Origin of the sequence: Enterococcus termitis, assembly GCF_001730305.1 — a bacterium.
Taxonomy (GTDB): Bacteria; Bacillota; Bacilli; order Lactobacillales; family Enterococcaceae; genus Enterococcus_L; species Enterococcus_L termitis.
Map to the genome: position 1 here is coordinate 56,642 of NZ_MIJY01000003.1, position 25,126 is coordinate 81,767.

The window sequence follows — 25,126 nt, forward strand, 5'->3', positions numbered from 1 at the left end:
GGGGCGTTTTGATGAGTAGACTATATATTAAACAAAAAGTATTTAGTTTTGGCGGTCATTTTACTGTAAAAGACGAAAACGAACAGGATAAGTACATTGTTGAAGGCAGCTTTCTTTCGATTCCCAAAGTATTTACGATAAAAGATTTGAATGATCAGGTCATTGGTACGATTACGAAGAAGGTATTTAGCTGGTTGCCTAAATTTTTTGTGGCTGTGGATGGCAAAGAGGAACTGATTATTGAAAAACAACTCACTTTTTTTAAAGCAAAATATCAAATAGATTCGGAAGATTTAACTATTCAAGGCGATTGGTGGGATAAGCAGTTTACTATTTTACGCAGAGGTAAGGTTGTTGCTGCGATCAATGAAAAATGGTTTACTTGGGGAGATACATTCGAGGTAGAAGTTTACGATGAGACTTTGGAACACTTGGTCATTTCTGTCGTTATAGCGATTGATTTTGTAAAACAAGAAGAAGCTGCCTCGGCCTCAAGCTCATCCTAAGAATAAAAAAAGAAAGATCGGCTTTAGAAGTAGTCGGTCTTTCTTTGTTCTTTAAAAAATTATTTTCTATGTTGTTTTGCTTTTTTGAAGCTAAAGAAAGAATAGGCACTTATCAATAGAGCGAAACCTAACCATAACCAAGAGGCATTTGTTTTTTCACCTGTAGCTGGAAAAATGGTGGTGGTTGTCTTTTTTTGACTTTCTTTAGTCTTGGTGCTGTTTGTTGTTGGAGTAACAGTTGTCTTCACAGGCTTCTTTTCTCTTGTCTTACTAGGTTCTTTTGGATCAGAAGGTTTGGCTGGAGTGATTTCTTCTACTTTGCCTTCTGTTTTAGCATACACATAAGTCAGAACTTGATCTTCTTTGCTAAAAATCCCGCGCTCATTTCCTCTGATTTCTTTAAAGGTAAATCCTTCAATAGATGGTTTTTTTACAGTAAATGCTTCGCCGACCTTACCTGAAAGTATGGCTGGATCTTTTATTGTGTTATTATCAGTATCAACATAGTGAACAAGAACACGTCCTTTTTCTTTTATAATAGTATCTTCTATTTTTTCATAGATAAAGATTATTTCTTGTTCTTGATCAGAAAAAACACCAGAGGTATTTCCGATGGTTTCCACCAAATCATACTTAGGAATTGTCTGGATTGGTACATCGAATGTTTCGCTGACTAAACCATTAAGGGTTTGGCTCGGCAGTAATTCATTGCCGTCAGTATCTCGATAATGGATCGTTACTGGCTGACCATCTTCAAGCACATTAAATTGATGAAGATAGGTTCCTGCTGAGATTGCATAAAAACCAAAACCGTCAGGCGTAGCATAAGAACCGACAGGATTATTTAAACGAGCGTTGTATTCAAAACTGTTAATGCTTCTAAATTCATCAGCAGTCACATTTAAAATAGTAATTCCCTGATCATCGATTTGTAATCGATCCGCGGGTAATTGTGTACCGTTAAAGTCTAAATAGGTATTGCTGGAAGTCGGTGAGGTTGTAAACGGTGGAATATAGCCATCAAAATTAGTCATTCGATTTGGCATCATCGAAAATGGTAAAAATAGGGTTTGCTTTTCGCTATCATAATCCAAAGACGAACGTCCTATCGCTGTTGGTAAATCATTTCTCCCAGTATTTTGACCAAAAGCCGCTAAGTCATTTAGAGCAGGAAAGTCCTTGATAACAGTAAAATCAGTAATTCCGCAAAATTGAACTGAAAGTGAACGTAAATTAGGTAACACTTTTAGTGGCTCGATGGTTGTGATCAGCATATTTGAATCTAGGTATATTCTTGTCAAACCTGACATTTGAGCAATCTTGGGTAAGATAGCATCATCGATACTTGTTGAGCCTAAAGAAAGATTAGTGATTCCTGGACTATTACGTAAATCAGGGAAGTTAGTGCTAGTTAAGCTTTTAGTTTGAAGCGTCACAAAAGTTAGGGCAGTCAATTTTTCTAGCGGGCTGAAATCTGTAATAGCATTATCTGTATTCATATAGATGGTTCTTAAATTTACGGCAGTTTCTAAACCAGAAAGACTACTGATTTGAGCTGAATATAAGTAAAGATCTGTTAGATTTTCCATATCCGTTGTTGTTAATTCACTGTCGGTCGGTAATCCTAAGGTCTTTAATATTTCCTGTTTTAATGCAGGATCAGGTATTACTACTAAATCGTTGCTGAATGTTGCTGGTGTCTCAGGTATTGTTTCAGTTGTCGTCTCTGCTATAGGTTCTGAGCTAGTCAGTGAAGCTGGAGGTTCTTCAACAGTTGTAGAAGTTGTTTCAGTGGATGCATCGATGCTTGACGTTTCTGTCGCAGCTGAAGATGACATCTTAGTGAAATCATTGGCCATATCTTCACTTTCTTGTGTTTGACTATTAGCAGTTGGCTCAGTATCTGCTGAAAATTCTTCAGCAAAAACAAGTGAAGGGCTTAGTAGTGTTGGTGTCAGAAGAGACAGAAGTAATAACTTGTGTATATTTTTTCTTGTGTGAATTGTTCTTGAGTTGGTTCTTTTCATATGTATTTCCTCCGGTATTCATGATAAAGTATGTGTGAATGAAAAAAAATCATCAAATCATTTTATCATAATTTTATATAAAAGTTATCGTTTTATTTTAATAAATATGTTTTTTTAATAAAAAAAGAAATAAAACGATTGTCTTTTTGAAATTGTTATTCGTTACTTTTAAATAAAGGAGCTTATTATGTCATTAAAACAAAAAATCATAGCGGAAAGTAAACGTTTAGGGATCGATAAAATCGGTTTTGCTTCTGCGGAACCTTTTTATGAGTTGGAAGCCTCATTAAATGAGCAGAGGGAAAAAGGATTTAACTCTGGATTTGAGCATCAAGTGATTGAAGAGCGGATTTATCCAGAAAAGACATTTGAGAATCCTAAAACAATTATTTCGATCGCTTTAGCGTATCCAACAAAAATTAGTGAAAAAGTACCAAGAGATGAAAAACGAGGCATGTTTGCCAGAGCTTCTTGGGGAATCGATTATCATGATGTACTGAAAGATCGTTTAGCTAAATTGATCGATTTTATTCAGTCTCAGGCAAAAAGCTTGGAAGAAGCCGAAGCTTGGCGATTCGCGCCTCAAGTGGATACAGGAGAACTTGTTGATGTAGCGGTAGCGCAAAGAGCTGGGCTAGGTTTTATTGGTCGAAATGGGTTATTGATCACGGAAGAATTTGGTTCCTTTGTTTATTTAGGTGAAATTGTGACGAATATTGACTTTGAAGTGGACGAGCCAGTACCATTTGGTTGCGGTGATTGTACTAGATGTGTGACAGCTTGCCCGACGCAGGCTCTTTTGGGGAACGGCAGTATGAATGCGAAGAAATGTTTGTCGTACCAAACGCAGACAAAAGAGATGATGCCGGAAGAATACCGAAAAAAAATGCATAATGTCATTTATGGCTGCGATATTTGTCAGCTTGTTTGTCCTTACAATAGAGGAAAAGATTTTCACTTTCATGAAGAAATGGAACCCGAAGTTGACACTGTTTATCCTAAATTAAAACCAATGCTTCACTTGTCCAATAAAGAATTCAAAGAGCAATTTGGTCATCTGTCAGGTTCTTGGCGTGGTAAAAAGCCATTGCAGCGAAATGCACTGATTGCTTTGGCTAATCTAGGCGACCGAAGTGCACTGCCTGAAATTTTCGCCTGTGCCAAAGAAGATGTGCGACCAGTGATTCGAGCAACTGCGGCTTGGGCCATCGGAAAATTGGGGAATAAAGAGGCAGAAAAGTGGTTATCTGTTTTACATGAGTTATTGGAAAAAGAGAAGGATGAGGAAGTAATCAATGAAATAGAAAAGGCAATCAAGCGTTTAGAGACCAAAATACAGTAGCTGGAGTCAGTCTGAATGTTCGATCATAACTATAGTGAACAAGAGAAGAGTCTGGGACATAACTCTATGAGTCACAATCTAGTCACTTAGAATCCGAATAAACGGCGGAAGCAGAAACAACCCCTTCGGAAATAAGCTGAAATTGCTGTAAAACACAACGAGTACCGAGTTGATGCTTTCTCGTCAAAGACTCGTCGCAGATAGACATTGTTGCACAGTACCTACTTGGTCACAAAAATTTGAAGAGCACCAGGTAGGTACCAATTATCATCAGCTCGTAAACTCACTGTGATGCTTGGCAATTTTCGTGAATTTCTTCTTATTTCTCGGGGTTAAACGTTTCTATCCCAGCCTCTTCTTTTTAGCTTCAATAACTAGTGCACGCATCAGCTTTTTCACAATTTTCCTAAATTTTTATTATATTTTTTATAGAATAAGGGTATACTTAAACTATAAATGAGCATAAGAATAAAAGAATTGAGAGAAATGAAAAGAAGTTGCCGTTGCGTTGAACAAGAGTTATTTTGATCACAATTAAGTCTGATCAAATGTTCAGCGGGTAGCAAAAGACGCTTTGCTAAACCTTTTAAGCTGTCATCTTCAACGCGCTCTTTTCTAAAAATAAAGGAGGAATTATAATGACTAAACAAGACAATGATGTAAAAAGAAGCTACCCAGAAGGTGATGTTCCTAAAGTGACAAAGATTGAAAACGCTTCAAATATATTGGTGATAGAATTTGATAATGGTGAAACACGTTATCTTAAATCTCACTATGCAAAAGATTTAGTGGATGCCTATTCTCCTACTAAAGGAAAAGGCAAGCGTTCGCTACTGATGGCTTTTGGCAGTAGTAATTGGATTGGAACTGAAATTGAAATTACTGAAGAAGGCAGTGTCATTTTAAACGGAAAAGATGTCTATTCGCCAGAAGAATTGTGGTATGATAGCAAATCGCATATTTCAGAACTTTAAAACGAATAGCGTTTGACACAAAGAGAGTACAGCTGTTTCTGGATGTATAATAGTCAAAAGTAAAATGAAACGAACAAGAGTAGTTGAATTACATTGCGATGAGTTGATTTCAATAAACAAGGGAGCCTATCAAAACGAAAGATCCGTTTTGATAGGCTCCTTAAAACCAAGTAGAATATGCGCTGTATCGTTTATACCGACGTCTAATCTTACGTTTCTTGAAACTGGCTATTATACAAAGAAGCGTACAATGAAGGTTTTGCTAGCAGTTCTAAGTGATTCCCTTTTTCCACAATATTCCCGTCTTTCATAACTAAAATCAAATCGGCATTTTCGATCGTAGACAGACGGTGAGCAATCACAAAGCTTGTTCGGTTGTTGGTAACTTCATCCATCGCTTTTTGAATATGTGCCTCTGTTCTAGTATCTACACTAGAAGTCGCTTCGTCTAAAATAACGACTGGCGGGTTGGCTAAAATAATTCTGGCAATCGTCAACAGCTGTTGCTGTCCTTGAGACAACGAACCATTTTCACTAGAGATGACCGAATCATAACCATTTGGTAAAGTCCGAATAAAGTGATCACATTGAGCAATTTTAGCTGCTTCAATGATTTCTTCTCGTGTCGCATCCATTCGCCCATAGGCAATATTTTCTGCAATCGTCCCTTCGAATAGCCAAGTATTCTGTAAAACCATTCCAAACATTTCACGTAGATTATTTCTTGAAAGATCTGTAATATCTATGCCGTCAAAAGTGATACGACCACCATTTAACTCATAAAAACGCATCAATAAGTTTACCAGCGTCGTTTTACCAGCGCCAGTTGGACCAACGATTGCCACCATTTGTTTCGGTTTAACAGTAAAATCGACTTGTCTCATCAACATTTTTTCTTCTGAATAACCAAACTGAACCTTTTCAAAAGCAATTGCCCCTCTTGGTTGAGCGATAAGCTGTAGATCTGTCTTTTCTGGAACGTCCTCTTCAGCATCTAAAATCTCGAAGATACGATCGACTGCTGCTAAGGCTGCTTGAATCGAATTAATAACATAAGAAGCCGTTGAAATCGGTTCAGAAACCTGATTGATATACTGTAAATAAGCTTGAAGCAGCCCAATCGTGATCCCGCCCTGCAAGACTAAAAACGCTCCAATGATCGCACTAACGATAAATGCTAATTGGTTGACCAAACGGATGGCTGGATAAATCGCAAAATTCATAAATTGAGCACTTAAAAATGCGTTGTAATGTTTTTGATTCGTTTCTGAAATAACCTTTTTTGCATGATCTTGTTGATTGAAGGCCTTCGTCACTAAATTCCCAGATAGAAATTCTTCTGTTTTATTATTTAAGATTCCAAGTTCCGCCTGACTTACTTCGGCAAGTTGTTTGTTTTTATTGGCAATTTTACCAGTTAAATAGGAACTTCCAGCAATCAATAAAACGACGATCAAGGTCAGTTTTACATCGATGTAAAACAACATGATTCCAGCAAAAACAATCGTTGAAATTGACGTAAAGAATTGATTGATCCCTGTTAAGAAAACCTGTGATAATTGGTTTAAACTAGTGGTTGTCCGACTTAAAATATCACCTACTTGATGTTGATCAAAAAAGGCCATCGGTAATGCTTTGAACTTTTTCGTGACTTCTTTTCTGACTCTTAATGTGATTCGTTCACTTAAAGAAGCCATCACTCGTTCTTGAATATAGGACATCAAACTACTGATGATCGAAAATACAATGAGGATCAAAACTGGTCCCATTAAAGCGTCTTGAATCATAGAAAAGCGGATGTGACCGATCCCATGAGTGCTGATCAGTGTCAGTAAGTCATCAATGGCGATCCCCATGATAAACGGCATAGCAATAACTAAGGCATTACCGATTAAACTAGATAAAATCAAGCCAAAAAATATTGGGCGTTCAGGTCGAATCAACTGAAAGAATCGTTTTAAGGTTTGTTTATTTAATTTTTCCATCATGAATGTGCTCCTTCCTTGATTATCCCTTGTGAGCGGGCAAATTCTTGGTACGTTTTATTATGCTGTAACAGGTAGCTATGTGTTCCTTGACCCACGATGTTCCCTTCATCTAAAACAATGATCGTATCTGCTTGCTGGATCGTGCTTAGTCTTTGAGCCACGATTAACAACGTTTTATCAGCCATTTCTTCTTTTAACGCGAGTCGTAATGCAGCATCTGTTTGATAATCAAGTGCTGAAAAGCTATCGTCAAAAATATAAATCTCTGCAGGCTTGATCAATGCTCTAGCAATACATAATCGTTGTTTTTGACCGCCAGAGAAGTTCGTGCCGCCTTGAGCGACGAATGAATCATACCCATCTTCTAATGTAGAAAGGTAAGAAGACAGTTGAGCGATTTTAGCAGCTCGATCCATATCGGCTTGTGTTGCATCAGGATACCCCATCAATAAATTACTCTTGATGGTTCCACTAAAAAGAAAGGCTTTTTGCGGAACGTAACTGATTTTTGTGCGTAACTCTTCTTGCGTAGTTTGGCGGATATCGACACCATTGAATAAAATAGCTCCTTCAGAGACATCACTAAGTCGTAATAATAATTTGGCAACAGTACTTTTTCCGGAGCCTGTTCCACCGACGATAGCAGTGGTTTTTCCTTTAGGAATACTGAAATGAATGTCTTCTAAAACTGGTTCATCCGCTTGATCATAACTAAAGGTCACGTGATTTAAAGCAATCAGTGTATCTTGCGAACTAGCTGTTTCAAGTAAAACTGGTTGATCGGGATCAATAATTTGATCTTGTGTATTTAAAATTTCTTCGATCCGCTTTACTGAAGCCAGTGACCTAGGTAGCATAACTAAAACCATCGCTGCGATCATTAAGTAAGCCAGTGTCAATAAAGAATACTCGACAACTGCTGATACTGTTCCAATTTGTAAAGTACCAAGAGCAACTAAATTTCCGCCAAACCATAATATAGAAGAAAAGACAACGCCCATTAATAAAAAGGCTACTGGCGTAATAAAAGCAAAAATACTATTTACTCGAATCATGCCGTTTGCGTAGTCGGAAAATGTTTTATTTGTTCGTTCTTCTTCATAATCTTGATTCGTAAATGCTCGAATCATGTTGATGCCAGTAAAATATTCCCGCAAAGTTACAATGATTTTATCCATTTTAGGTTGAATCAACAGCGAAAGCGGCGTTCCTTTTTTCATTAGAAGATATACGATCAAACCAAAGGCCGTTATAGCAATCAGCGGAACTAACGCTAAACTTGCAGAATAAGTGAAGGTCATATAAAGCGAGAAGACGGCAATGATCGGTGCTGGTAAAATCAGTTGTAGAAACAATACGATCATTTGCTGAATATTATCGACATCATTTGTCATCCTTGTCAGTAAGGAGCCTGTACCAAACGTATCTGCATCTTTGATAGAAAATGTTTGGAGCTTATCGAAAAACATCACTCTTGTTTCAAAACCGAATTTAGCGGCTACCTTAGCAGAAAGATAACTACCAGCAATTGCTGAGAGTGCACCAAAGATAGCCATGGCCAACATTTTGATTCCAATTATTTTTATCGATTGTTCATTACCGCTGGCAATACCCACATCGATCAACTGAGCAACGAGTAATGGCACGCCCAGAGTGCCGATAATTTGTAAACATAAAAAAAAGACTGTAGCAAAAATAAGTGTTCTATTCTTTTTAATGAAAAAATGCATAATTTTCATATAGATTCCTCCTCTTCATCAATCCTAAACGATTCTACACCTTCAAGTTACTTGAATGTCAACGATTTTTCTTTATAATAAAAGAAAGAAGGTGAGTGTATGGATAAAGAGAAATTATTAACCGTTGGGCAAGTGGCGGAAATCATGAAATTACCCAAATCTAAAATTCGTTATTGGGATGATATGAATTTATTGACCTCTTCAAGAAATACGGACAATGGATACCGAATGTTCGATATGGAAGATTTATTGACGATCAGTGATATTGATTTTTACCGTAGATTAGATATTCCAATAAGTAAAATGACAAATTTATATCGTAAATCACCAGAGGAATTATGGTCGATTTTAGACGAAACAGAAAATCGAGTTGCAGCAGAATTGGCTGAACTAGAAAAACGTTATCAAGGGATCAAACGTAGAAAAAAACAATTACTGCAATTGATCGAGCTAAAAGAAAAAAAATTAAGCGATGGTGTGTTGGACGTAGAACGGATTATTGCAGTTGATTTAAAAGATCCAAATGAGCTGCAAACATATATAGAAGATCCGTCCCGCCTGGTTGTGTATATCGATTCTCAAAACGAAACTGAAATTATTTATGGTTTAGCTGCAGAGGAAGGTGAGTTCACTGAAGAACCAGTGATTTGGCAACTATCATCACAACCAAAGCGTACCTGCAAACAGTTTTTATTAACAATCCGTTCGGAAGATCCTATAAAAAACAATTTTCTTTCGATCAAACAAAGCTTAGCGAAACAAGGCTTTTTAACTGGTACGATGATTGGACGATACATTATGACCGCCGAAGATCAAGAAGGATTTTATACAGATTATTATAAAGCTTGGGTCGAGGTAAGCGGTAAACCCTAAAGCAGAAAAGTCGATAAAGACAGAGCAAGGTGTTATCATTTAGCCAAATAAAAAAAGGAATGAACACCGATGAAAAAATTAGAGACGATTCAGGAAGTCATGAATTTTATAAACGAAAATCACTTAGTATTTCTATATATTTCTCAAGAAAATTGCTCTGTTTGCCATGCTCTTAGACCAAAGCTGATCGAGCTTTTGAAAAAGTATCCCAAGATTGAACTACGTGAAGTGGAAGCGGACAAAGTAAAAGAGCTGGCAGCAGAATACTTGATTTTTTCAGCACCGACCCTGTTATTTTTTGTTGCTGGAAAAGAGTATTTTCGAGAAGGCAAATTTGTTCAGTTTAAAAAACTAGAAGCAGCAATCGCGCAAATATATTCATTTGAAGATCGGGCGCAAATGCAAGTACCAAAACAGTAGAAGAGAATAGGGATTGGTAAAGCAGTTTCTTTTTTAGCTGCCCAATCCTCCTTTTTTGTTAAAAAAGGATAAAATAGCAAGGAATCTAACAGAATGGGGAAATAGAAAATGAAAAAGGTAAGTGTCTTCCTGATCGTATGCGTCACAGTGATTTTAGGCGCCGTCATTTATTCAGGTAAGGACAAAAAAACGATAGAGCCAACGCTTTATAAAAAAGCAGCCATTGAATTTTGGGTGTTAAGTGACCCACATTATCTTGATAAAAGTCTGACAGATTCAGGTTCAGCTTTTGAAAAAATCAAACAGACAGCAGCGGGCAAGGATTTAGAGTATCAAGAAGAAAGCTGGCAAGCATTCATTGCAACAGCGATCAAAAAAAAGCCGGACATGATCATTATTACTGGTGATTTAACTTTGAATGGGGAGAAGATCAGTGCAGAAAGGTTAGCAGACTTCTTAAAACAATTAACGGACAAAGGCATCAACGTTTTTGTCATTCCTGGGAATCATGATGTTAATGACGGCTGGGCAAGAAAATTCGTAGAAGACAAGCAGGAAAAAACTGAAGCAATTACGATTGCAGATTTTAAAGAAATTTTTGCAGATTTTGGCTATCAAAACGCAACGAATTATGATAAACACTCTCTAAGCTATTCAGTAGCAGTCAATTCGACCTATGATTTTCTTTTTCTTGATTCAAATATTTATCCAGAAGACACAGAACCACAAACCAGACCAGCAACTGGTGGAACCATTCGTGGCAAAACAATGACTTGGGTCAAAGAACAATTGGACGCATCGAAAAAAGCGCAGAAAAAGACACTGGTTTTCATGCATCACAATATTTATGCGCACAATCAATTACTCTCGAACGGTTTTATCATCAATAATGCGGATGAATTTAAACAAGTATTAACTGACTATCAAGTACCTGTCGTATTTTCGGGACATATCCATGCGCAAGATATCATGACCGAAACGATCAATGATGAGAAGCTGACAGAAATCGTCTCCAGCTCGTTTTCAATCACACCACAAGGATATGGCGTAGTAAAACTAGATGGGCAGAGCTTAGACTACCAAAAAGCAACCAATGATGTAGATGCCTGGGCTAAAGAAACAGGTAACACGACCCCAGAAGTTCAACAATATAAAACGTATCTTGAAACGCTTTTTATGGAAGATGGGAAAAAGCTAGGCTACGGCCAATTGATCAATGCAGGCTTGACCGATGAGCAGGAGCTAGATATCGCTGCTGAATTTATCGGGCGCATGAACGTTCGTTTCTTCTCTGGTAACGACTTTAGTACCGATTCAGAAGTAGCGAAAATTAAAGCAGAACAAGGGTATCAAATTATTGAAGAACACAGTAGCTTTTTAAAAGAATACATCGATTCGATTATTCAAGATAAGAATGAAGAGGATAATCGATACACGACTGATGAATGAATCCAAAAACTTGTCAAAAAGAGAGCCAAGACATCATTGATAAAGTACAGCAGAGTATGAACAAAAAACTGTTCAAATCTCACTATTACAAATCTCACAAAATAAAAGCAAAATTGACTCATATGAGTCCGATTCAATATCGGATTTACATTGGATAACTGATGGAATAATCTAAAGACTAAATCAATAGGACCGAATCTCATTAAAAAGAATTTTGAAAGAAATTAGACAGGTCATTGATCAAACCTCCAACTATAATTAATTTATAGAGATTCAGCGCTGATAATTTCTATAAAAAACAAGTATTAGTTTTTATTAAAATCAAAAATTGATAGGTATTGACTCATACTTCACATAGGAAAGAGGGAACAACAAAATTATGGTTGAACAAACAGTTAGGGAACTATCTAGAGATGCACAAGTGGCATACAAAAAAGTAAACATACCAAGTTCAAGTTTTGTGAAAAATGGAGGAACAGTTACGTATTGGCGAACAGGTTTTCAAGTAACTGCGGCCTTTCGATTCACACCAATCAATAACCCAGCATGGAAGTTGGCAGTCGGTTATACAGAAGGTTTTAAACCGCAAGACATCGGTTCAGTAAATGTTAGATTGGTAAACCAATCTAAGAGAGTATCTGGAGGAATGATTTATTGCAACGGCAGTGGGTTTACTATGATTATGGATTCTGATATAGGTGATACAGAGGTTAGGGGAACAGTAACATACTATACGACAGATAATTTTCCCAGTTAACCCTCCGGGCGCTACTCCTGCTGCATACTACCGCACAGCTTTAGCCAATCTGAAAGACAAGATAGATGAGACAAAGATGAATATTGCATTTACTACAGATAGCCACTATACATGGGGAACAGGAAAAGTAAATGCTTGGTATGGTTTGTCTAATCTAAACAATATTTTAAGTCTAAGTGATAAGGTTGATGTAGTAGTAGCTGGAGGAGATAATGTAGACGGAGGTAATTATTCTAAGTTAGGAAATTTGAGTAATTGTATTGATTACATGGAATATTTTTTTAATTCATACCCTGGAACTGATCGCTTTGCTCTTCGAGGAAATCATGATTCTGGTGGAATCAATCCATACAATTCTACGGGGAAAATAATGTCGAGTGACATAATTACAAAGAATGAGTTTAAAAAATTATATAAAACTGAAGAAAAACTTTTTGATGAAGTTAGAGATGGTGACAGTCTTTATGGATACAAGGACTATCCTGACAAAAAAGTAAGAGTAGTTCTTATTGATACACTAGATAATCCAGAAGAATTATTAAATTCAGACGGAAGTATTAAGTATCCAACTTGGAGAAATATCTCGTTTCAAGAAAGACAACTTAAATGGATAGCCGAAATTGCGTTAGGAGAGTGTCCAGAAGACTATCACGTTGCATTTTTCAGTCATTGTCCACTTAGATGGAACAGTTCCACTGAAAGTCGACTAAAACGAAATTTTGAATGTATGTCCTTGATTATAAAAAACTTTATAGATAAAACAAGTGCAACTATTTCTAGTAAAATGGAAGATTACACTGTAGACTTCCTAGTTGATTATACAACTAGAGAGCACTCCAACTTTGTTGGGTGGTTCTGCGGTCATGAGCACTGGGACGGTATTCGACAAACAGAAAATTTCCAAAATGTTCTTTGTCGGAATGCTTGGTGCGATTATCAAGATGATTCAGTACCAGAGACAATCAATGAAGATGCATTTAGAATCATCGAAATCGATATAGAAAAAAGAGAAGTCAACTTAAAAGGATTTGGAAGATCCAAAGATAGTTTTTACAAATATTGATTGAAAATAAGAGACCAAGACATAACTCTATGATGAGTTACGACTTGGTCTCTTTAAAAATAAATAGATAGTGTAAAGAGGCTGACTTCTTCAAAAATAAGCTGGAATTGCTGAATACCAATCAGAAACAAGTGAATCGCTTATTTTATAATACTTAGCCTAAGGTGAAAAGCAACCGAAGATGGGACAGAAGTGTTTAATCATAAGAACCAAGTAGGTACTGTGCAACACTGTTTGTCTGCGACGAGTCTTTGACGAGAAAGCATCAACTCGTTCCTCGTTGTGTTTTACAGCAATTTCAGCTTATTTCCGAAGGGATTGTTTCTGCTCTTACCATTTAATCGGATTCCAAGTGAGTGGGATATGACTCGAAGAGTTATGTCCCACTCACAACTTTGCTGCAGGCGTTAAGACTTATCTGTTACTCGGAGATTTTAAGCTCCTGGTTATTACATTAGACTAATCATCCCATGATAGCCTTTTCTTATCATACCTAGAGATTAACTATTATCGTTTTCTAAACATCTGTACTATGATAATAAGATAAACGTAAAACGAGAGAACCAGTCATAAAAAGTGAAAGGGAGCGAAAAAAATGAAATTAGTACCAAGTCAAAAAGGGTTCGAATTAGTTCATCAAAATGGAAACTGGGTCTTGAAAAAAGAAATCGGTTTTTCTCCAGTTGAAATGCTGGTAGCCTCGGTCGGTGCATGCGGCGCGTATGTGTATGAAAAAATTTTAACGAATTCTCATATTGATTTTACGATCGACTCCGTTGATATTTCATATGAACGAGCAGAAAATAAGCCAACCAAACCGTTAAGTCAGGTAACAATCCTATTTACAGTCCAAGTGCCAGAAGAAGCACAAGGTAAAGCAGAACGTGCGTTAAAATTGATCAGTAAAAATTGTCCTGTGATCCAATCGTTAGATCCAGAAATAGCAGTCGTTGAAACTGTTCATTTTTTATAAGGAATGACGGTTTTACAAATTGAGAAAGTAGGAGTCCAATGAAAAAGTTTATTATTAGTAGTTTGCTCATTGCCGGAGTGTTTTTGGCTGGCTGCGATTCAACGAATAAATCAGCAGAAAATGAAACAAAAAAAATAACTGTTCACTTTACTGAACCAGCAGAACTGCTAACCCTTGATACAACACAGGAAGAAGATTTTACAAGTTTTAATGCACAAAATCAGGTGTTGGAAGGCTTGTATCAACTAAATGATAAAGATGAAACGATTCCAGCTGTAGCCGAAGAACTTCCGGAAATCAGTGAGGATAAGTTGACCTATACAATCAAGCTTAGAAAGGATGCCAAATGGTCGAACGGAGACACAGTGACTGCAAATGATTTCTTATATGCGTGGAGACGAGCAGTAACGCCTGAAACAGCACCATCTTATGCTAGCTTGTTTGTCGCAACGATCAAAAATGCTGATGAAATCTATCAAGGAAAGCTGAAGCCAACAGAATTAGGGGTGGAAGCTCCAGATGATTATACAATTAGAATTCATTTGATTAAACCGATCCCTTACTTTACTTCATTGCTGACCTTTGAAACATTTTTCCCAATCAATCAAGCGTTTGCTGAGAAGCAAGGTAGTGATTATGGCACATCAAGTCAGACAACAATCTATAATGGCCCATTTGTTTTAGAGGGCTGGGAACAAAATTCTGATACGTGGCAATATGTCAAAAACTCGAAATACTGGGATAAAAAGAATGTTCACGTAGACGAGATCCAAACGACCGTTGTAAAATCAACCAGTACAGCAGTTAACTTGTATCAAACAGACGAGCTTGATCGTGTTGTTTTAGATGGTGAATTTTCAAAACAATATAAAAATGATCCTGATTTTCAAAATCAAAATGATACAAAAATGGGCTATCTTCGCTTTAATCAGGGAACAAATAAGCTGTTGAACAATGTTCAACTTAGAAAAGCACTCTCATTGGCAATCGATCGTGAGACTTTTGTAAAGAATGTTTTAGGTGATGGATCAATCGCGGCAACTGGATTTGTCCCACAAAATTTTGTACAAAACCCGAAAACAGGAGAAGACTTCCGTAAAGAAAGTGGAACACAGCAAACCTTTGATAAAGAAGCAGCACGCAAGGCGCTTGATAGTGCTAAAAAAGAACTGAATCAATCGGACTTTACATTAGTTTATTTGACAAAAGATACAGATACAGACAAGAAGACTGCAGAATACTTAGCAAGCCAAATTGCTGAGGTTCTTCCTGAAGTAACATTGGAAATCACTACGTTGCCAAGCAATAATGTACAAGAGCGTTATTTATCTGGCGATTATGATATTGCGTTTGGTCAATGGATGCCTGATTTTAAAGATGCGATAACATTCTTAGACATGTTTGCATCGACCTCAGGATTAAATCATGTAAATTATAAAAGCACTGATTACGATCACTTGATTCAGGCAGCGGTATCGACAGATGCTGCAGATGAAGAAAAAAGATGGTCTGACCTGATCGAGGCAGAACATGTTCTGTTAGGCGAAGATTATGTGATCGCTCCAATTTATCAACAGCAAACAGCGCTATTACAAAAGAAAAAGATTACTGGTGTAGTGAAACATAGTTTTGGTTCACCGTATAGTTTTAAATATATTCGTGTGGATAAGACGGAATAAAATAAATGAAGTGATAGAAAAAAGAAAACACTAGCGCTTAACGAGCGATGGTTAAAGTGGTGCATAAGAGTAGTAGGTATATCAGAATATGCAGCTTATTTTTAAAGGAGCTTCGTCTGATTGTTTATACTAGTTTTAAAGATCTGAGAGAGAACTGTACGGTTATCTCTCAGATCTTTATTTTTTTTGTAGATTTCTCTTGACACATGAATCGTTGTTCATGTATTATATAGATAAGATATATGAACGGTTATTCATATGAAAGGTAGCGTGTATCTTTTCAGAAAATAATCAATTGAGGAGGATTAATATTATGGAAACAACACATACGCACAACTGTTCTGGTGAACAAGGACATAACCATGATCATGGTCATAGTCACAGTCATGGAAAATCACCAGTTATTCTATTCTTTACTGGCCTGGCCCTTTTCCTTGTTGCTTTTTTTGTAAAAGAAGGAACTATTTTACAAAATATTCTTTTTGTAGGTGCACTGTTATTATCTGGTTATCACATTATTTTAGAAGGAATTGTTGAGACAGTCCACGAATCTCGTGAAAAAAGAAAGTTTATACCAAATGTTCACATTTTGATGACGTTAGCAGCGTTCGGTGCAACACTTATTGGTAATTATGAAGAAGCTGCACTATTGATTTTGATTTTTGCTGCAGCTCACTTTCTTGAAGAATACGCAGAAGGACGTAGTAAGAGAGAAATTACAAATTTACTTAAAATGAACCCGACTGAAGCACGCTTGATTCAAGCGGATGGTCGTGTAAAGACCGTAGATGTTTCTCAATTAAGTATTGGGGATAAATTACAAGTCTTGAATGGAGATCAGATTCCAACAGACGGACGTATTCTCTCAGGCACTACTTCGATCGATGAATCGTCCATCAATGGTGAAAGTATTCCTAAAGAAAAAACAGTTGGTGATGATGTTTTTGGCAGTACGATCAATGGTAGCGGGGCTTTTACAATGGAAGTCACAAAAGATAGCAGTGATACTGTATTTGCTAAAATCATTCAATTAGTAAACCAATCACAATCAAACTTATCTAAAACGGCAACAAAGATCCAACAGTTAGAACCCTATTACGTAACGACCGTATTGATTCTTGTACCGATTTTTATTGCGGTGGGTCCATTTATATTTGATTGGTCGTGGAATGAAAGTTTTTATCGCGGAATGGTCTTCTTGATTTCAGCTTCGCCATGTGCCTTAGCAGCAAGTGCAATTCCTGCTACATTATCAGGGATTTCAAACTTAGCGAAAAGAGGAGTTCTGTTCAAAGGCGGTTCCTATTTAGCGAACCTTGCGACCATCAAGTCTGTTGCTTTTGATAAAACGGGTACGTTGACTAAAGGGAAACCAGTAGTGACCGATTATTATTTTTTAACGGACACAAACGAACAAGACTATATCGATATCATCGTTGCGATGGAAAAAACAGCTAACCATCCTTTAGCAAATGCGATTTTAACTAAATTTACTTCTAAGAAAAATCTAGAACTTGAAGTGGAAAATAAAATTGGAAAAGGCTTAGTTACCGAATTTCAAGAAGAGATCTATCAAATTGGAAAACCAGAAATATTTTCAAACGTAAACAAACAAATCACTGACCACAATAAACAGTATGCCAAAGAAGGAAAAACAGTTGTCTATTTTGCAAAAGATAGTAAAGTGATCGGATTGATCGCTATGATGGATGTGCCGAATGAGCATGCTAAAACAGTAATCAGTTACTTAAAATCTCAAGGAATTCACACGACAATGATCACAGGAGATGCTGAGTTGACTGGGCAAGCTGTCGGACGTCAAATTGGTATTGATGAAGTTGTGGGAAATGTTTTACCAGAAAATAAAGCAGCAATTATTAAGGAGCAACAAAATCGTTATGGCAGCGTAGCGATGTTAGGAGATGGTGTTAATGATGCTCCGGCCTTAGTTACAGCAGATATTGGTATTGCGATGGGCGATGGAACTGATATTGCAATCGACGTTGCAGATGCTGTGTTGATGCAAAATGATTTGACAAAACTTAGTTACGCACATGCAACAGCTAAACGTTTAGACCGAGTGGTTTGGCAAAATATCATCTTTTCAATGATGATTGTTGTTTTACTGATCACGTTGAATATTCTTGGAAAAATGGATATAACAGTTGGTGTAATTGCCCATGAGGGAAGTACGTTATTAGTTATATTGAATGGGTTACGTTTATTGATACCAACTAAATCTAAATAAAGACGATCAAATACTCGCATTTAGAGTAGCTGAGGTATGACTGATAAAGTCGTATCCAGTTGCTCTTTTTTTGCGTGCTCTCATGACTGTTGAGCGTAACGAAAATAGCATATAAAAAGCTCCTTTATTAAGCCAAACTTCGTACGATAGAATTCTCCAGAAATAATAATATTTATTTTATCTCATTTTTAAATAATTTATTTTTATAAAATGAGATGTATTTTGTTTTTTTATAATATATCATTTTTGAGTAGGAGTAATGCGATTATGATAAAAGAAAAACATTTCTCGTTCTATAGAGGAACGGGAAATGTTATTGGTTAAAAACGAAAAAAACTTTTTGTGTGGTTATTTTTTTTGTTTAGAAAAATTATCTATAGAATTTTGATCTTAATTGTATCAAAAAAGATAAAACTTTGTTAACAAATTTATTATAACCCATTTATAAAAGGAAAACTTCTCAATTTTTTTCGTTATATTTAAAAAAATTGAGAAAAGATTGTTTATTTTTAGCCGTCATAATAGCCGTCAAATATTTTGTAAAGGGGAAGATTGTATTGGCAAGAAAGGGAGAAAATATTTATAAACGAAAAGATGGACGTTGGGAAGGGCGATATATAAAAGGAAGGCGCGCTGATGGCTCTATTTATTATGGGTACATCTATTCCACTAGCTACAAAGAGGTGAAAAAAAAGTTAGTAATAAAAAAAGCGGCTAATTTTTCAAATTCAACAACAACGGACCGCTTTTATGGGACCGTTAATAATTGGTTGGATTATTGGTTGGAATCCGTTGCTGCTGTACAAGTAAAAGCAAGTACCTTTGACAGCTATAAAAGTAAAATCGATTGTCATATTCGCCCAGCTATCGGCGATATATATTTATGTGAATTAACATCGACAAAAATTGAAAGCTTCATTAATAAGACAAGAGAAACGTTGTCGATAAATTCACTTCATGCAGTATTCAGAGTACTGAAAACTGCATTAAAATATGCGGAAAAGCTAAACTTTGTCCGCAGATCTCTTTATGAAAATATTCAGTTACCTAAAATAAAAAAAACGAAAATCACAACGATCACACGATCCGAGCACAAATACTTAGCCAAAGAAGCAAGTAAATCATCTGAAGGCTTGCCAGTGTTACTTTCTCTGGAAACTGGTATGAGAATTGGTGAAATTTCCGGCTTGAAATGGACAGACATCGACTTTGAAAATCGAATCATCTCAGTCCAAAGAACCTTGCAAAGAGTAAGTACCCTTCCCAGCAGTAAATTTAGAACGCATATAATAGAAGAAAAACCAAAATCAGATCACTCAGAACGAATGATTCCATTATCAACAGCTTTAGTAAAACGGCTTCGAAAAGAAAAAAGAGCAAGTAAAAGTGATTATGTAATTTCAAACGGTGAAAAATTTGTAGAGCCGCGAACGATTCGCTATCAATTTAAGCGGCTATTGGACGCTTTACACTTACCGAAATGCTCCTTCCATGCCTTGCGACATTCGTTTGCAACAAGGTGTTTAGAAAAAGGCGTTAATATAGCGGTTATCAGTTCACTTATGGGACATGCCTCAACAAAAATGACCCTGGATATTTACACTAGTTCAAATTTAAAAGACGAACGACTAGCTGTAGAATCCATTACTTCAATTTAAAATTCGCCGTCAGATTCGCCGTCAATACTCATTATAAACGTTGATATAGTAGTACTCTCGTTGTTTTTTCTTATTCCTCTATAGAACGAGAATAAAAAAAGTAAACTTAAATAAGAATCAAATATGAAAACTGCTTAAACAGAATTTTACAATAAAAAATAAAAAATCACTATTTAATTGCTTATCTTATTTTAGGGGAAAAACAAGTCTCACTGAGGAGCCGTTTATGTCTAGCTTCTCTTTAAGAGTCATTGCTAATAAGTAGAAAAAGTAAGGAGGAAAAAAATGTTTAACATAGCACTGATCAATCATGAAAAGATTGATAATTCGCGATACATAGAGGCATTAAAGGAAAAACAGTGTGAATTGCACTATTTTGAGCTAAATGATCTCGATCAACAAATTTGTAAAATGGACGGCATTATCATTAAAGAATCATCTATAGAAGAAATTGGAGAAATCTGTGAGCTGATTATCAAAATAAGAAGTTTAACGGATCGTTTTATTTGGGTTCTGTCAAATTCATCTACAAAAACCAATCGAATTGTTTATCTACAATTAGGTTCTGATGGAACCTTTGATAAGCAAGTCGATCCAGATGAATTTGGCATTTACATCGGTACAACATTAGAACGAAGAAGTAATAAAGAGAAGCCAGTGCACAAAATAGTACCAAAAGCAGAAGAAGAAGAAAAAAACGCCGAACCTATTGAATTGATACCAAATAATTTTTCTGTAAATGTCGAAGCTAAAGGAGAAGTTAGTTTGACAAAACTAGAATTTCAAGCGATGGAAATCCTAGTTAACCGCAAAGGGGATGCAGTTTCTTACGAAGAAATGTATCAGGCAATCTGGGGAGACGAAAAAGGAGATCGCAAATACCGTATCTCCAATCTTATTTTTCACCTAAGAAAGAAACTTGGGGATGATCCATTTAAGCCTAAATATATTCGGACGATTCGCTCAAGAGGATATATGTTGTCTATGTAAGACGAGTCTCACAAATTAAGTAGTTTTCTCTTTTTTGACTGCATTACCTAGTGTAAGTAGATCAAAAAATTGAAATATAATTGTGTGTTTTCTATAACACAATGATTTTTGAGGAAAGGAGGAAAATAATGAAAATAAAACGCAAAGGGTTCTACTTTGGGTTGCTTGTATTGTTTGTTTCAGTTGTCGGTTACATTTCACTTAAAGGCGTTAGTCCGTTGCTTGCAGCATCTGAAAATTATTCATTAAAAGTTGGAACTATCTCCAGCGATAATGAAAAAGCAATTCCTGTTAAATTGACCATTGATAATCCTAAGGATGAGGAGTTGACCTTTAAGTCCACTGGATTAGACGGAATCTCCGCGGAAGACTTTTTCGAAGGGGAAACAAAGAATGATTTATCTGTAATCAAATTGATTGATTTTACAGAAGAATCATTCACGATCAAAACAAAAGCATCAAAAGATCCGTTGGTTGTTCAATTTTTCGTCCGTACATTTGAAGGGAATAAGGCTAAAACAGGTCGAGTGTCTCTTTCCAATGAAACAGGAGAGCTAGCTAAGGTTACGTTAGATCTACCTAAAGTTTCAGAAGAACAGGTACTAGAACAAGAGTTGAAACCTACCAGCAGAATTGCTGCAATGAATGTGTCTACCTATGCAGAACCAGTTAATCCAAAGGTTGTATCTATATGGTCTGATTTTGCCGCTGCCTTAGCTGATCCGACTGTTGACAAAATTACGTTAACAGCAAACCTGTCTGCAGCAACAAACCCCTCGCTCGCAGCTCGTCCTTCATTAGAAATCGACGGACAAGGATATGAAATTGATTTTACAGCAACGACAGGACGTTCCATTACAATGGCTCAAGGGCTTGCTTCTGGAAGTATGTTGAATGTGAAGAACTTAAAGTACACAGGGAATAATGGTACAGCAGTATTTAATGCGAGTGCAGCAAATAGTAGTAACTGGACAGTCAATTTTGAAAATATAACGACATTGTCTGGTAGTTCTCGAGCCTTGATTACAGCTGCAAATAGTGTTGTAACTCTTAGTGGAACAAACGTGCTAAACATTGTTCGTTCAGCAAACATGATCACTGCAAAAGATGTCTATGTTCAAGGGACTGATACGCAAAGAACCTCTATCACTATTAATGAGGGTGCGAACTTTGTTAACGCAACGGTCGCCAACGGAGTATTTTTAATTGAGAATGCGGATATAACCGTTGAAAAAGTGACAAGTTTGTATAATGTGACTGGTGCAACGACACAGTTTGATATCAGAAATTCAACAATTACAGCAGCAGCTATTACGAACTTTATTTATGGAACTTCTATCAATGCAACGATTAGTAACAGTAAAGTAGATATTCCAACAAATATTTCTGGAAATTTCTATCGGAATAATGCAGCTAATTCTTCATTAATAATCAAAGAAAAATCTGATATCAATTTGTCTAGTACGACAACCAACGACATTATTGATGCATCAGGTATGATGAGTTTTATCGTAGATGATTCACTATTCAATGCAACGAGTGTTGGACAAGTATTTAGCAATTCTGCTGCTGGAACTGATATGATCGTTCAAAATAAAGCTGAATTTACAGCATATAGTCGTTCGAATAATGTGTTGAAAGCAACGGCACAGGTGGATATCACGGTTAAAGACGAGGGAACGAAACTGGATGTATCCGGAAATTCAACCCAGACAGCTGAAAGTGGCGGAATTATTTCGATTGATGCGGCAAATTCCACACTTAATGTGGAGAACAAAGCCTACTTCAAGATACATTCCTTAGAACCAGGAAGTGCAACACCGGCAGTTATGATCCAGAGTGATGGAGGGAGCTTTAATGCTAGTGGTCAATCGATCCTAGATATGGTATCCGAAGGACAGAGTAATGCTTATGCCGCTACGGTTCGATTTAGGCTTCGAGGAAATATGGCATTTAACGTTTCAGGAGAATCTCAAATCAATATCAAGAAAAACGCAGGTGGCGCTCCCGGCATTCGGATGTTCGGTGCGAATAACCGCATCTTAGTTTCAGAGAATTCCGATTTCACTGTTCATAACAAAGGAACTGGCACACCACAAGCACCAGGTGCTGATAACCGAGGCCAAGGAATCATTTTTTATGAGTCAAGTGCTTCTGGTCCTCATAGTTTTACGTTAACCGATCCTGGAAGCCGTGTGAAAATCTTAGCTGAAAGTGGTGCCGGTATTGATACTTGGCGTCCGAACACTGTATCTGCTACAGAAGGTACTTACTTTGAAGTGATCGGAAATACTTCAAGCGGCGCGATTTTTAATACCTATGGTAGCAGAGATTTAACCTTTATTTTGGATAAACCGATGTATTATGATTTCAAAAATAATGGGCGCGGCACACAATTGATGTCGCCTGGATCTTCATCAACATTCCAGTCTATTCATTCTGATGTTTCCTTATGGATACCTAAATCAGGAGAAACGAACAATGGAAATGATGGAAATCCGTTTAGAGCGTGGACATTAGTAGATTATAGTTTGAAAGGCTCAACAATGCTTTTTGATACTTCAAGTGATCCAACCTTTAATACGGGAACAGATTCATTCGGAAATAGCGGGATCAATCGCTTTTCACGGATGTCAGGTAACAACGCAAATCCAATCGTAGATGAACTTCGTGTACCAACAAATGCAGATAAATATGTTTATGGACATGTCAGCATTCCAGAAGGAAAAGATGGATTCCGCGATGCCTGGACGGACGAAGTGCATGTGGAACTGGAAGTACAGCTTCCAAATGAAGCAACGAAGCACAAAATTTATGGAACAACAGTTCAAGATGGAGATACTGGTAAATACAGTATCTACGGTGAAGAAGCAAGAGCTGGGATCTTTAAAGCAGATATGTCTTCATTGATACCAGCAGGAGAAACCTTCATTCCAACAGGAACAAAAGTAAATGTTGTTCGAGCATGGCGTGGAGCGAGTGATGTTCCAGCAGAAGATGATACAAGTGTGCATATTGGTACACCAGCTGATCCTGTACATGGGGAACTGTGGTTTACGGATATAGTGACAGCTCTAGATGTGACACCACCAACACAAGCGGTTGTTTCAACAGATGTAACCAATGCAGCCAAACAAATCAAAGGAACAAGCGATGAGAATGGAGCAAAAGTTTTTGTTAAAGTCAATGGTGAATGGCTGAAGGATTCAGCGAACAATGTCGTGAGTACAACTGTCGCAGGTGGTAGTTGGACGATCGATTTACCTAAGTATATAGATAAAACATCTCAAGTCGAGGTTTATCTAAAGGACACAACAGAAATAACACCATTACCATCGATTAGTCTACCACGCACATATACACAAGAACCAGATGGTATTTCTGGGAATTTGAATGAAGTGGCAACGACTTATGATAGTTACACTGGTTACCATGATGCAGTTCAAGGAACGAAAGATGAACGTTTTGATCCTGCTACATTGGATACAGTAGCAGATGTCATTCCAGATGCACCAAAACTGGTCAAAGGTGTGGCATCAAGTGGCGGCAGTACGACCTCTGTAGGAGATACATTAACGTATACGTTACTTGTTTCGAATACAAAAGCTGATTCATACGATTGGACGGATGTTTATATTTCAGATGTTCTAGCGGAAGGTCTAACCTTTGATCCTGTTAAACACAAAGTGACCATCGACAATAGTGAAGTCGGTACAGACAAGTACAACTATAATGAGGCAACGCGTACGTTGACAGTCAACGTAGGAGACTTAAGCAAGCCTGAACCAAAATCAGAGACGGATCCAACCTTAGTTCCTAAAGAAGTAAGGGTGACCTTCCAAGTAACTGTAGAACAAAGCGCAGTTGATAAAGATCTCAAAAATACAGCAAAAGCATTAGGGGATTCCCCACAAGAAGATCCATTTGTAATCGGCCCTGTAAACCCAGATGCAACGCATAAAGTCATTGAGACAACTTCAAATGAAGTCGGGTTACCTGGCGGTCCAGCTTTTGGTATCTTATCCTTTGTTTCTGCTCCAACGGCATTAGATTTTGGGATTAAAACAGAAAGCTTAAGTGGAAAAACGATTGCTGTCGATCCTGATATTATTGGAGAGCCGCTTGTTGTTTCTGACAATCGAGGAAATCTGCAGAGCTGGACAATGACGGCAACTTTGATTCAACCGTTAGCAAATGGTGAAGCTATTTTCCCTGACGCGATTCATTATGTTAATGGAGAGTCTGATGAAGTTATCACAGGGTTAGCAAAAACAATTTTTGTTCATACGAATGAAGCAGTTGGCGAATACAATATCAGCGAAGAAGAATGGGTGAAAAAGGAGAATGGTTTTAAGATTGAATTAGCGCCTGGTGCAGTCAACAAGCTTGGCAAGTATCAAGCAACGATTCAGTTTTCTCTGGAAGATACACCGTAAAAAT

Annotated in this window: 17 protein-coding genes and 1 pseudogene; 14 read left to right on the top strand and 4 right to left on the bottom strand. The window is 37.0% G+C overall.

What is annotated here, in order from left to right:
• Positions 1-11 precede the first annotated feature (11 nt).
• Positions 12-506 (top strand): LURP-one-related/scramblase family protein, encoded by a 495-nt coding sequence (locus BCR25_RS03965; protein ID WP_069662328.1) that lies wholly within the window; start codon positions 12-14, stop codon positions 504-506.
• Positions 507-565: 59 nt separating this feature from the next.
• On the opposite strand, the gene BCR25_RS03970 is transcribed toward BCR25_RS03965, so the two are convergent.
• A complete protein-coding gene (locus BCR25_RS03970) occupies positions 566-2,533 on the bottom strand; it encodes a MucBP domain-containing protein (RefSeq protein WP_069662329.1) in 1,968 nt (655 codons plus the stop codon).
• A gap of 187 nt (positions 2,534-2,720) precedes the next feature.
• Here BCR25_RS03970 and queG point away from each other — a divergent pair, with 187 nt between their 5' ends.
• A complete protein-coding gene (queG, locus tag BCR25_RS03975) occupies positions 2,721-3,875 on the top strand; it encodes a tRNA epoxyqueuosine(34) reductase QueG (protein ID WP_069662330.1) in 1,155 nt (384 codons plus the stop codon).
• A 297-nt stretch (positions 3,876-4,172) separates the two neighbouring features.
• Here queG and BCR25_RS20880 read toward each other — a convergent pair.
• A pseudogene (locus BCR25_RS20880) lies at positions 4,173-4,262 on the bottom strand (DUF3788 family protein); the annotation flags it as partial.
• A gap of 251 nt (positions 4,263-4,513) precedes the next feature.
• On the opposite strand from BCR25_RS20880, the gene BCR25_RS03980 reads away from it, so the two are divergent.
• The gene (locus BCR25_RS03980; protein WP_069662331.1) at positions 4,514-4,849 is read left to right on the top strand and encodes a hypothetical protein; all 336 of its coding nucleotides are present in this window, start codon (positions 4,514-4,516) and stop codon (positions 4,847-4,849) included.
• A gap of 209 nt (positions 4,850-5,058) precedes the next feature.
• Here the strand turns inward: BCR25_RS03980 and BCR25_RS03985 are convergent, their stop codons facing one another.
• Together BCR25_RS03985 and BCR25_RS03990 are read right to left on the bottom strand one after the other, a co-directional pair.
• Positions 5,059-6,834 (bottom strand): ABC transporter ATP-binding protein, encoded by a 1,776-nt coding sequence (locus BCR25_RS03985; RefSeq protein ID WP_069662377.1) that lies wholly within the window; start codon positions 6,832-6,834, stop codon positions 5,059-5,061.
• The gene (locus BCR25_RS03990) at positions 6,834-8,576 is read right to left on the bottom strand and encodes an ABC transporter ATP-binding protein (protein WP_069662332.1); all 1,743 of its coding nucleotides are present in this window, start codon (positions 8,574-8,576) and stop codon (positions 6,834-6,836) included. Before BCR25_RS03990 ends, BCR25_RS03985 begins: the two co-directional genes overlap by 1 nt.
• Before the next feature lie 99 nt (positions 8,577-8,675).
• On the opposite strand from BCR25_RS03990, the gene BCR25_RS03995 reads away from it, so the two are divergent.
• The 11 genes from BCR25_RS03995 to BCR25_RS04045 all read left to right on the top strand — a co-directional run bounded on the left by BCR25_RS03995 (position 8,676) and on the right by BCR25_RS04045 (position 25,122).
• Positions 8,676-9,449 carry a MerR family transcriptional regulator gene (locus BCR25_RS03995; protein ID WP_069662333.1) on the top strand — a complete coding sequence of 258 codons (774 nt, stop codon included), beginning with the start codon at positions 8,676-8,678 and terminating at the stop codon, positions 9,447-9,449.
• 69 nt (positions 9,450-9,518) lie between these two features.
• The gene (locus BCR25_RS04000) at positions 9,519-9,869 is read left to right on the top strand and encodes a thioredoxin family protein (RefSeq protein WP_069662334.1); all 351 of its coding nucleotides are present in this window, start codon (positions 9,519-9,521) and stop codon (positions 9,867-9,869) included.
• Positions 9,870-9,977: 108 nt separating this feature from the next.
• Positions 9,978-11,318, top strand: coding sequence for a metallophosphoesterase (locus BCR25_RS04005; RefSeq protein ID WP_069662335.1), 1,341 nt, complete (start codon positions 9,978-9,980; stop codon positions 11,316-11,318).
• A 379-nt stretch (positions 11,319-11,697) separates the two neighbouring features.
• On the top strand, positions 11,698-12,075 hold the full coding sequence (locus BCR25_RS04010; protein WP_069662336.1) for a hypothetical protein: 378 nt from the start codon (positions 11,698-11,700) through the stop codon (positions 12,073-12,075).
• 76 nt (positions 12,076-12,151) lie between these two features.
• Positions 12,152-13,138: a metallophosphoesterase gene (locus BCR25_RS04015; RefSeq protein WP_069662337.1), complete on the top strand. Its 987-nt coding sequence runs from the start codon at positions 12,152-12,154 to the stop codon at positions 13,136-13,138.
• A gap of 595 nt (positions 13,139-13,733) precedes the next feature.
• Positions 13,734-14,111, top strand: a complete 378-nt coding sequence (locus BCR25_RS04020) for an OsmC family protein (protein WP_069662338.1) — start codon at positions 13,734-13,736, stop codon at positions 14,109-14,111.
• A gap of 38 nt (positions 14,112-14,149) precedes the next feature.
• Positions 14,150-15,790: a peptide ABC transporter substrate-binding protein gene (locus BCR25_RS04025; protein ID WP_069662339.1), complete on the top strand. Its 1,641-nt coding sequence runs from the start codon at positions 14,150-14,152 to the stop codon at positions 15,788-15,790.
• A gap of 313 nt (positions 15,791-16,103) precedes the next feature.
• Positions 16,104-18,038, top strand: a complete 1,935-nt coding sequence (locus BCR25_RS04030) for a heavy metal translocating P-type ATPase (protein WP_069662340.1) — start codon at positions 16,104-16,106, stop codon at positions 18,036-18,038.
• A 557-nt stretch (positions 18,039-18,595) separates the two neighbouring features.
• The gene (locus BCR25_RS04035; RefSeq protein ID WP_069662341.1) at positions 18,596-19,696 is read left to right on the top strand and encodes a tyrosine-type recombinase/integrase; all 1,101 of its coding nucleotides are present in this window, start codon (positions 18,596-18,598) and stop codon (positions 19,694-19,696) included.
• 285 nt (positions 19,697-19,981) lie between these two features.
• On the top strand, positions 19,982-20,686 hold the full coding sequence (locus BCR25_RS04040) for a DNA-binding response regulator (protein ID WP_069662342.1): 705 nt from the start codon (positions 19,982-19,984) through the stop codon (positions 20,684-20,686).
• Between the two features lie 128 nt (positions 20,687-20,814).
• A complete protein-coding gene (locus tag BCR25_RS04045) occupies positions 20,815-25,122 on the top strand; it encodes an isopeptide-forming domain-containing fimbrial protein (RefSeq protein WP_069662343.1) in 4,308 nt (1,435 codons plus the stop codon).
• The last annotated feature ends 4 nt before the right edge of the window (positions 25,123-25,126 follow it).

What these genes read in the sequence shown, in the direction of transcription:
- BCR25_RS04015 (WP_069662337.1), top strand. Translation starts at nt 12,152, where the DNA reads ATGAATATTGCATTTACTACAGATAGCCACTATACATGGGGAACAGGA.
- BCR25_RS04025 (WP_069662339.1), top strand. Translation starts at nt 14,150, where the DNA reads ATGAAAAAGTTTATTATTAGTAGTTTGCTCATTGCCGGAGTGTTTTTG.
- BCR25_RS04005 (WP_069662335.1), top strand. Translation starts at nt 9,978, where the DNA reads ATGAAAAAGGTAAGTGTCTTCCTGATCGTATGCGTCACAGTGATTTTA.
- BCR25_RS04020 (WP_069662338.1), top strand. Translation starts at nt 13,734, where the DNA reads ATGAAATTAGTACCAAGTCAAAAAGGGTTCGAATTAGTTCATCAAAAT.
- BCR25_RS04010 (WP_069662336.1), top strand. Translation starts at nt 11,698, where the DNA reads ATGGTTGAACAAACAGTTAGGGAACTATCTAGAGATGCACAAGTGGCA.
- BCR25_RS03965 (WP_069662328.1), top strand. Translation starts at nt 12, where the DNA reads ATGAGTAGACTATATATTAAACAAAAAGTATTTAGTTTTGGCGGTCAT.
- BCR25_RS03990 (WP_069662332.1), bottom strand. Translation starts at nt 8,576, where the DNA reads ATGAAAATTATGCATTTTTTCATTAAAAAGAATAGAACACTTATTTTT.
- BCR25_RS04040 (WP_069662342.1), top strand. Translation starts at nt 19,982, where the DNA reads ATGTTTAACATAGCACTGATCAATCATGAAAAGATTGATAATTCGCGA.
- BCR25_RS03995 (WP_069662333.1), top strand. Translation starts at nt 8,676, where the DNA reads ATGGATAAAGAGAAATTATTAACCGTTGGGCAAGTGGCGGAAATCATG.
- queG (WP_069662330.1), top strand. Translation starts at nt 2,721, where the DNA reads ATGTCATTAAAACAAAAAATCATAGCGGAAAGTAAACGTTTAGGGATC.
- BCR25_RS04045 (WP_069662343.1), top strand. Translation starts at nt 20,815, where the DNA reads ATGAAAATAAAACGCAAAGGGTTCTACTTTGGGTTGCTTGTATTGTTT.
- BCR25_RS03970 (WP_069662329.1), bottom strand. Translation starts at nt 2,533, where the DNA reads ATGAAAAGAACCAACTCAAGAACAATTCACACAAGAAAAAATATACAC.
- BCR25_RS03980 (WP_069662331.1), top strand. Translation starts at nt 4,514, where the DNA reads ATGACTAAACAAGACAATGATGTAAAAAGAAGCTACCCAGAAGGTGAT.
- BCR25_RS03985 (WP_069662377.1), bottom strand. Translation starts at nt 6,834, where the DNA reads ATGGAAAAATTAAATAAACAAACCTTAAAACGATTCTTTCAGTTGATT.
- BCR25_RS04030 (WP_069662340.1), top strand. Translation starts at nt 16,104, where the DNA reads ATGGAAACAACACATACGCACAACTGTTCTGGTGAACAAGGACATAAC.
- BCR25_RS04000 (WP_069662334.1), top strand. Translation starts at nt 9,519, where the DNA reads ATGAAAAAATTAGAGACGATTCAGGAAGTCATGAATTTTATAAACGAA.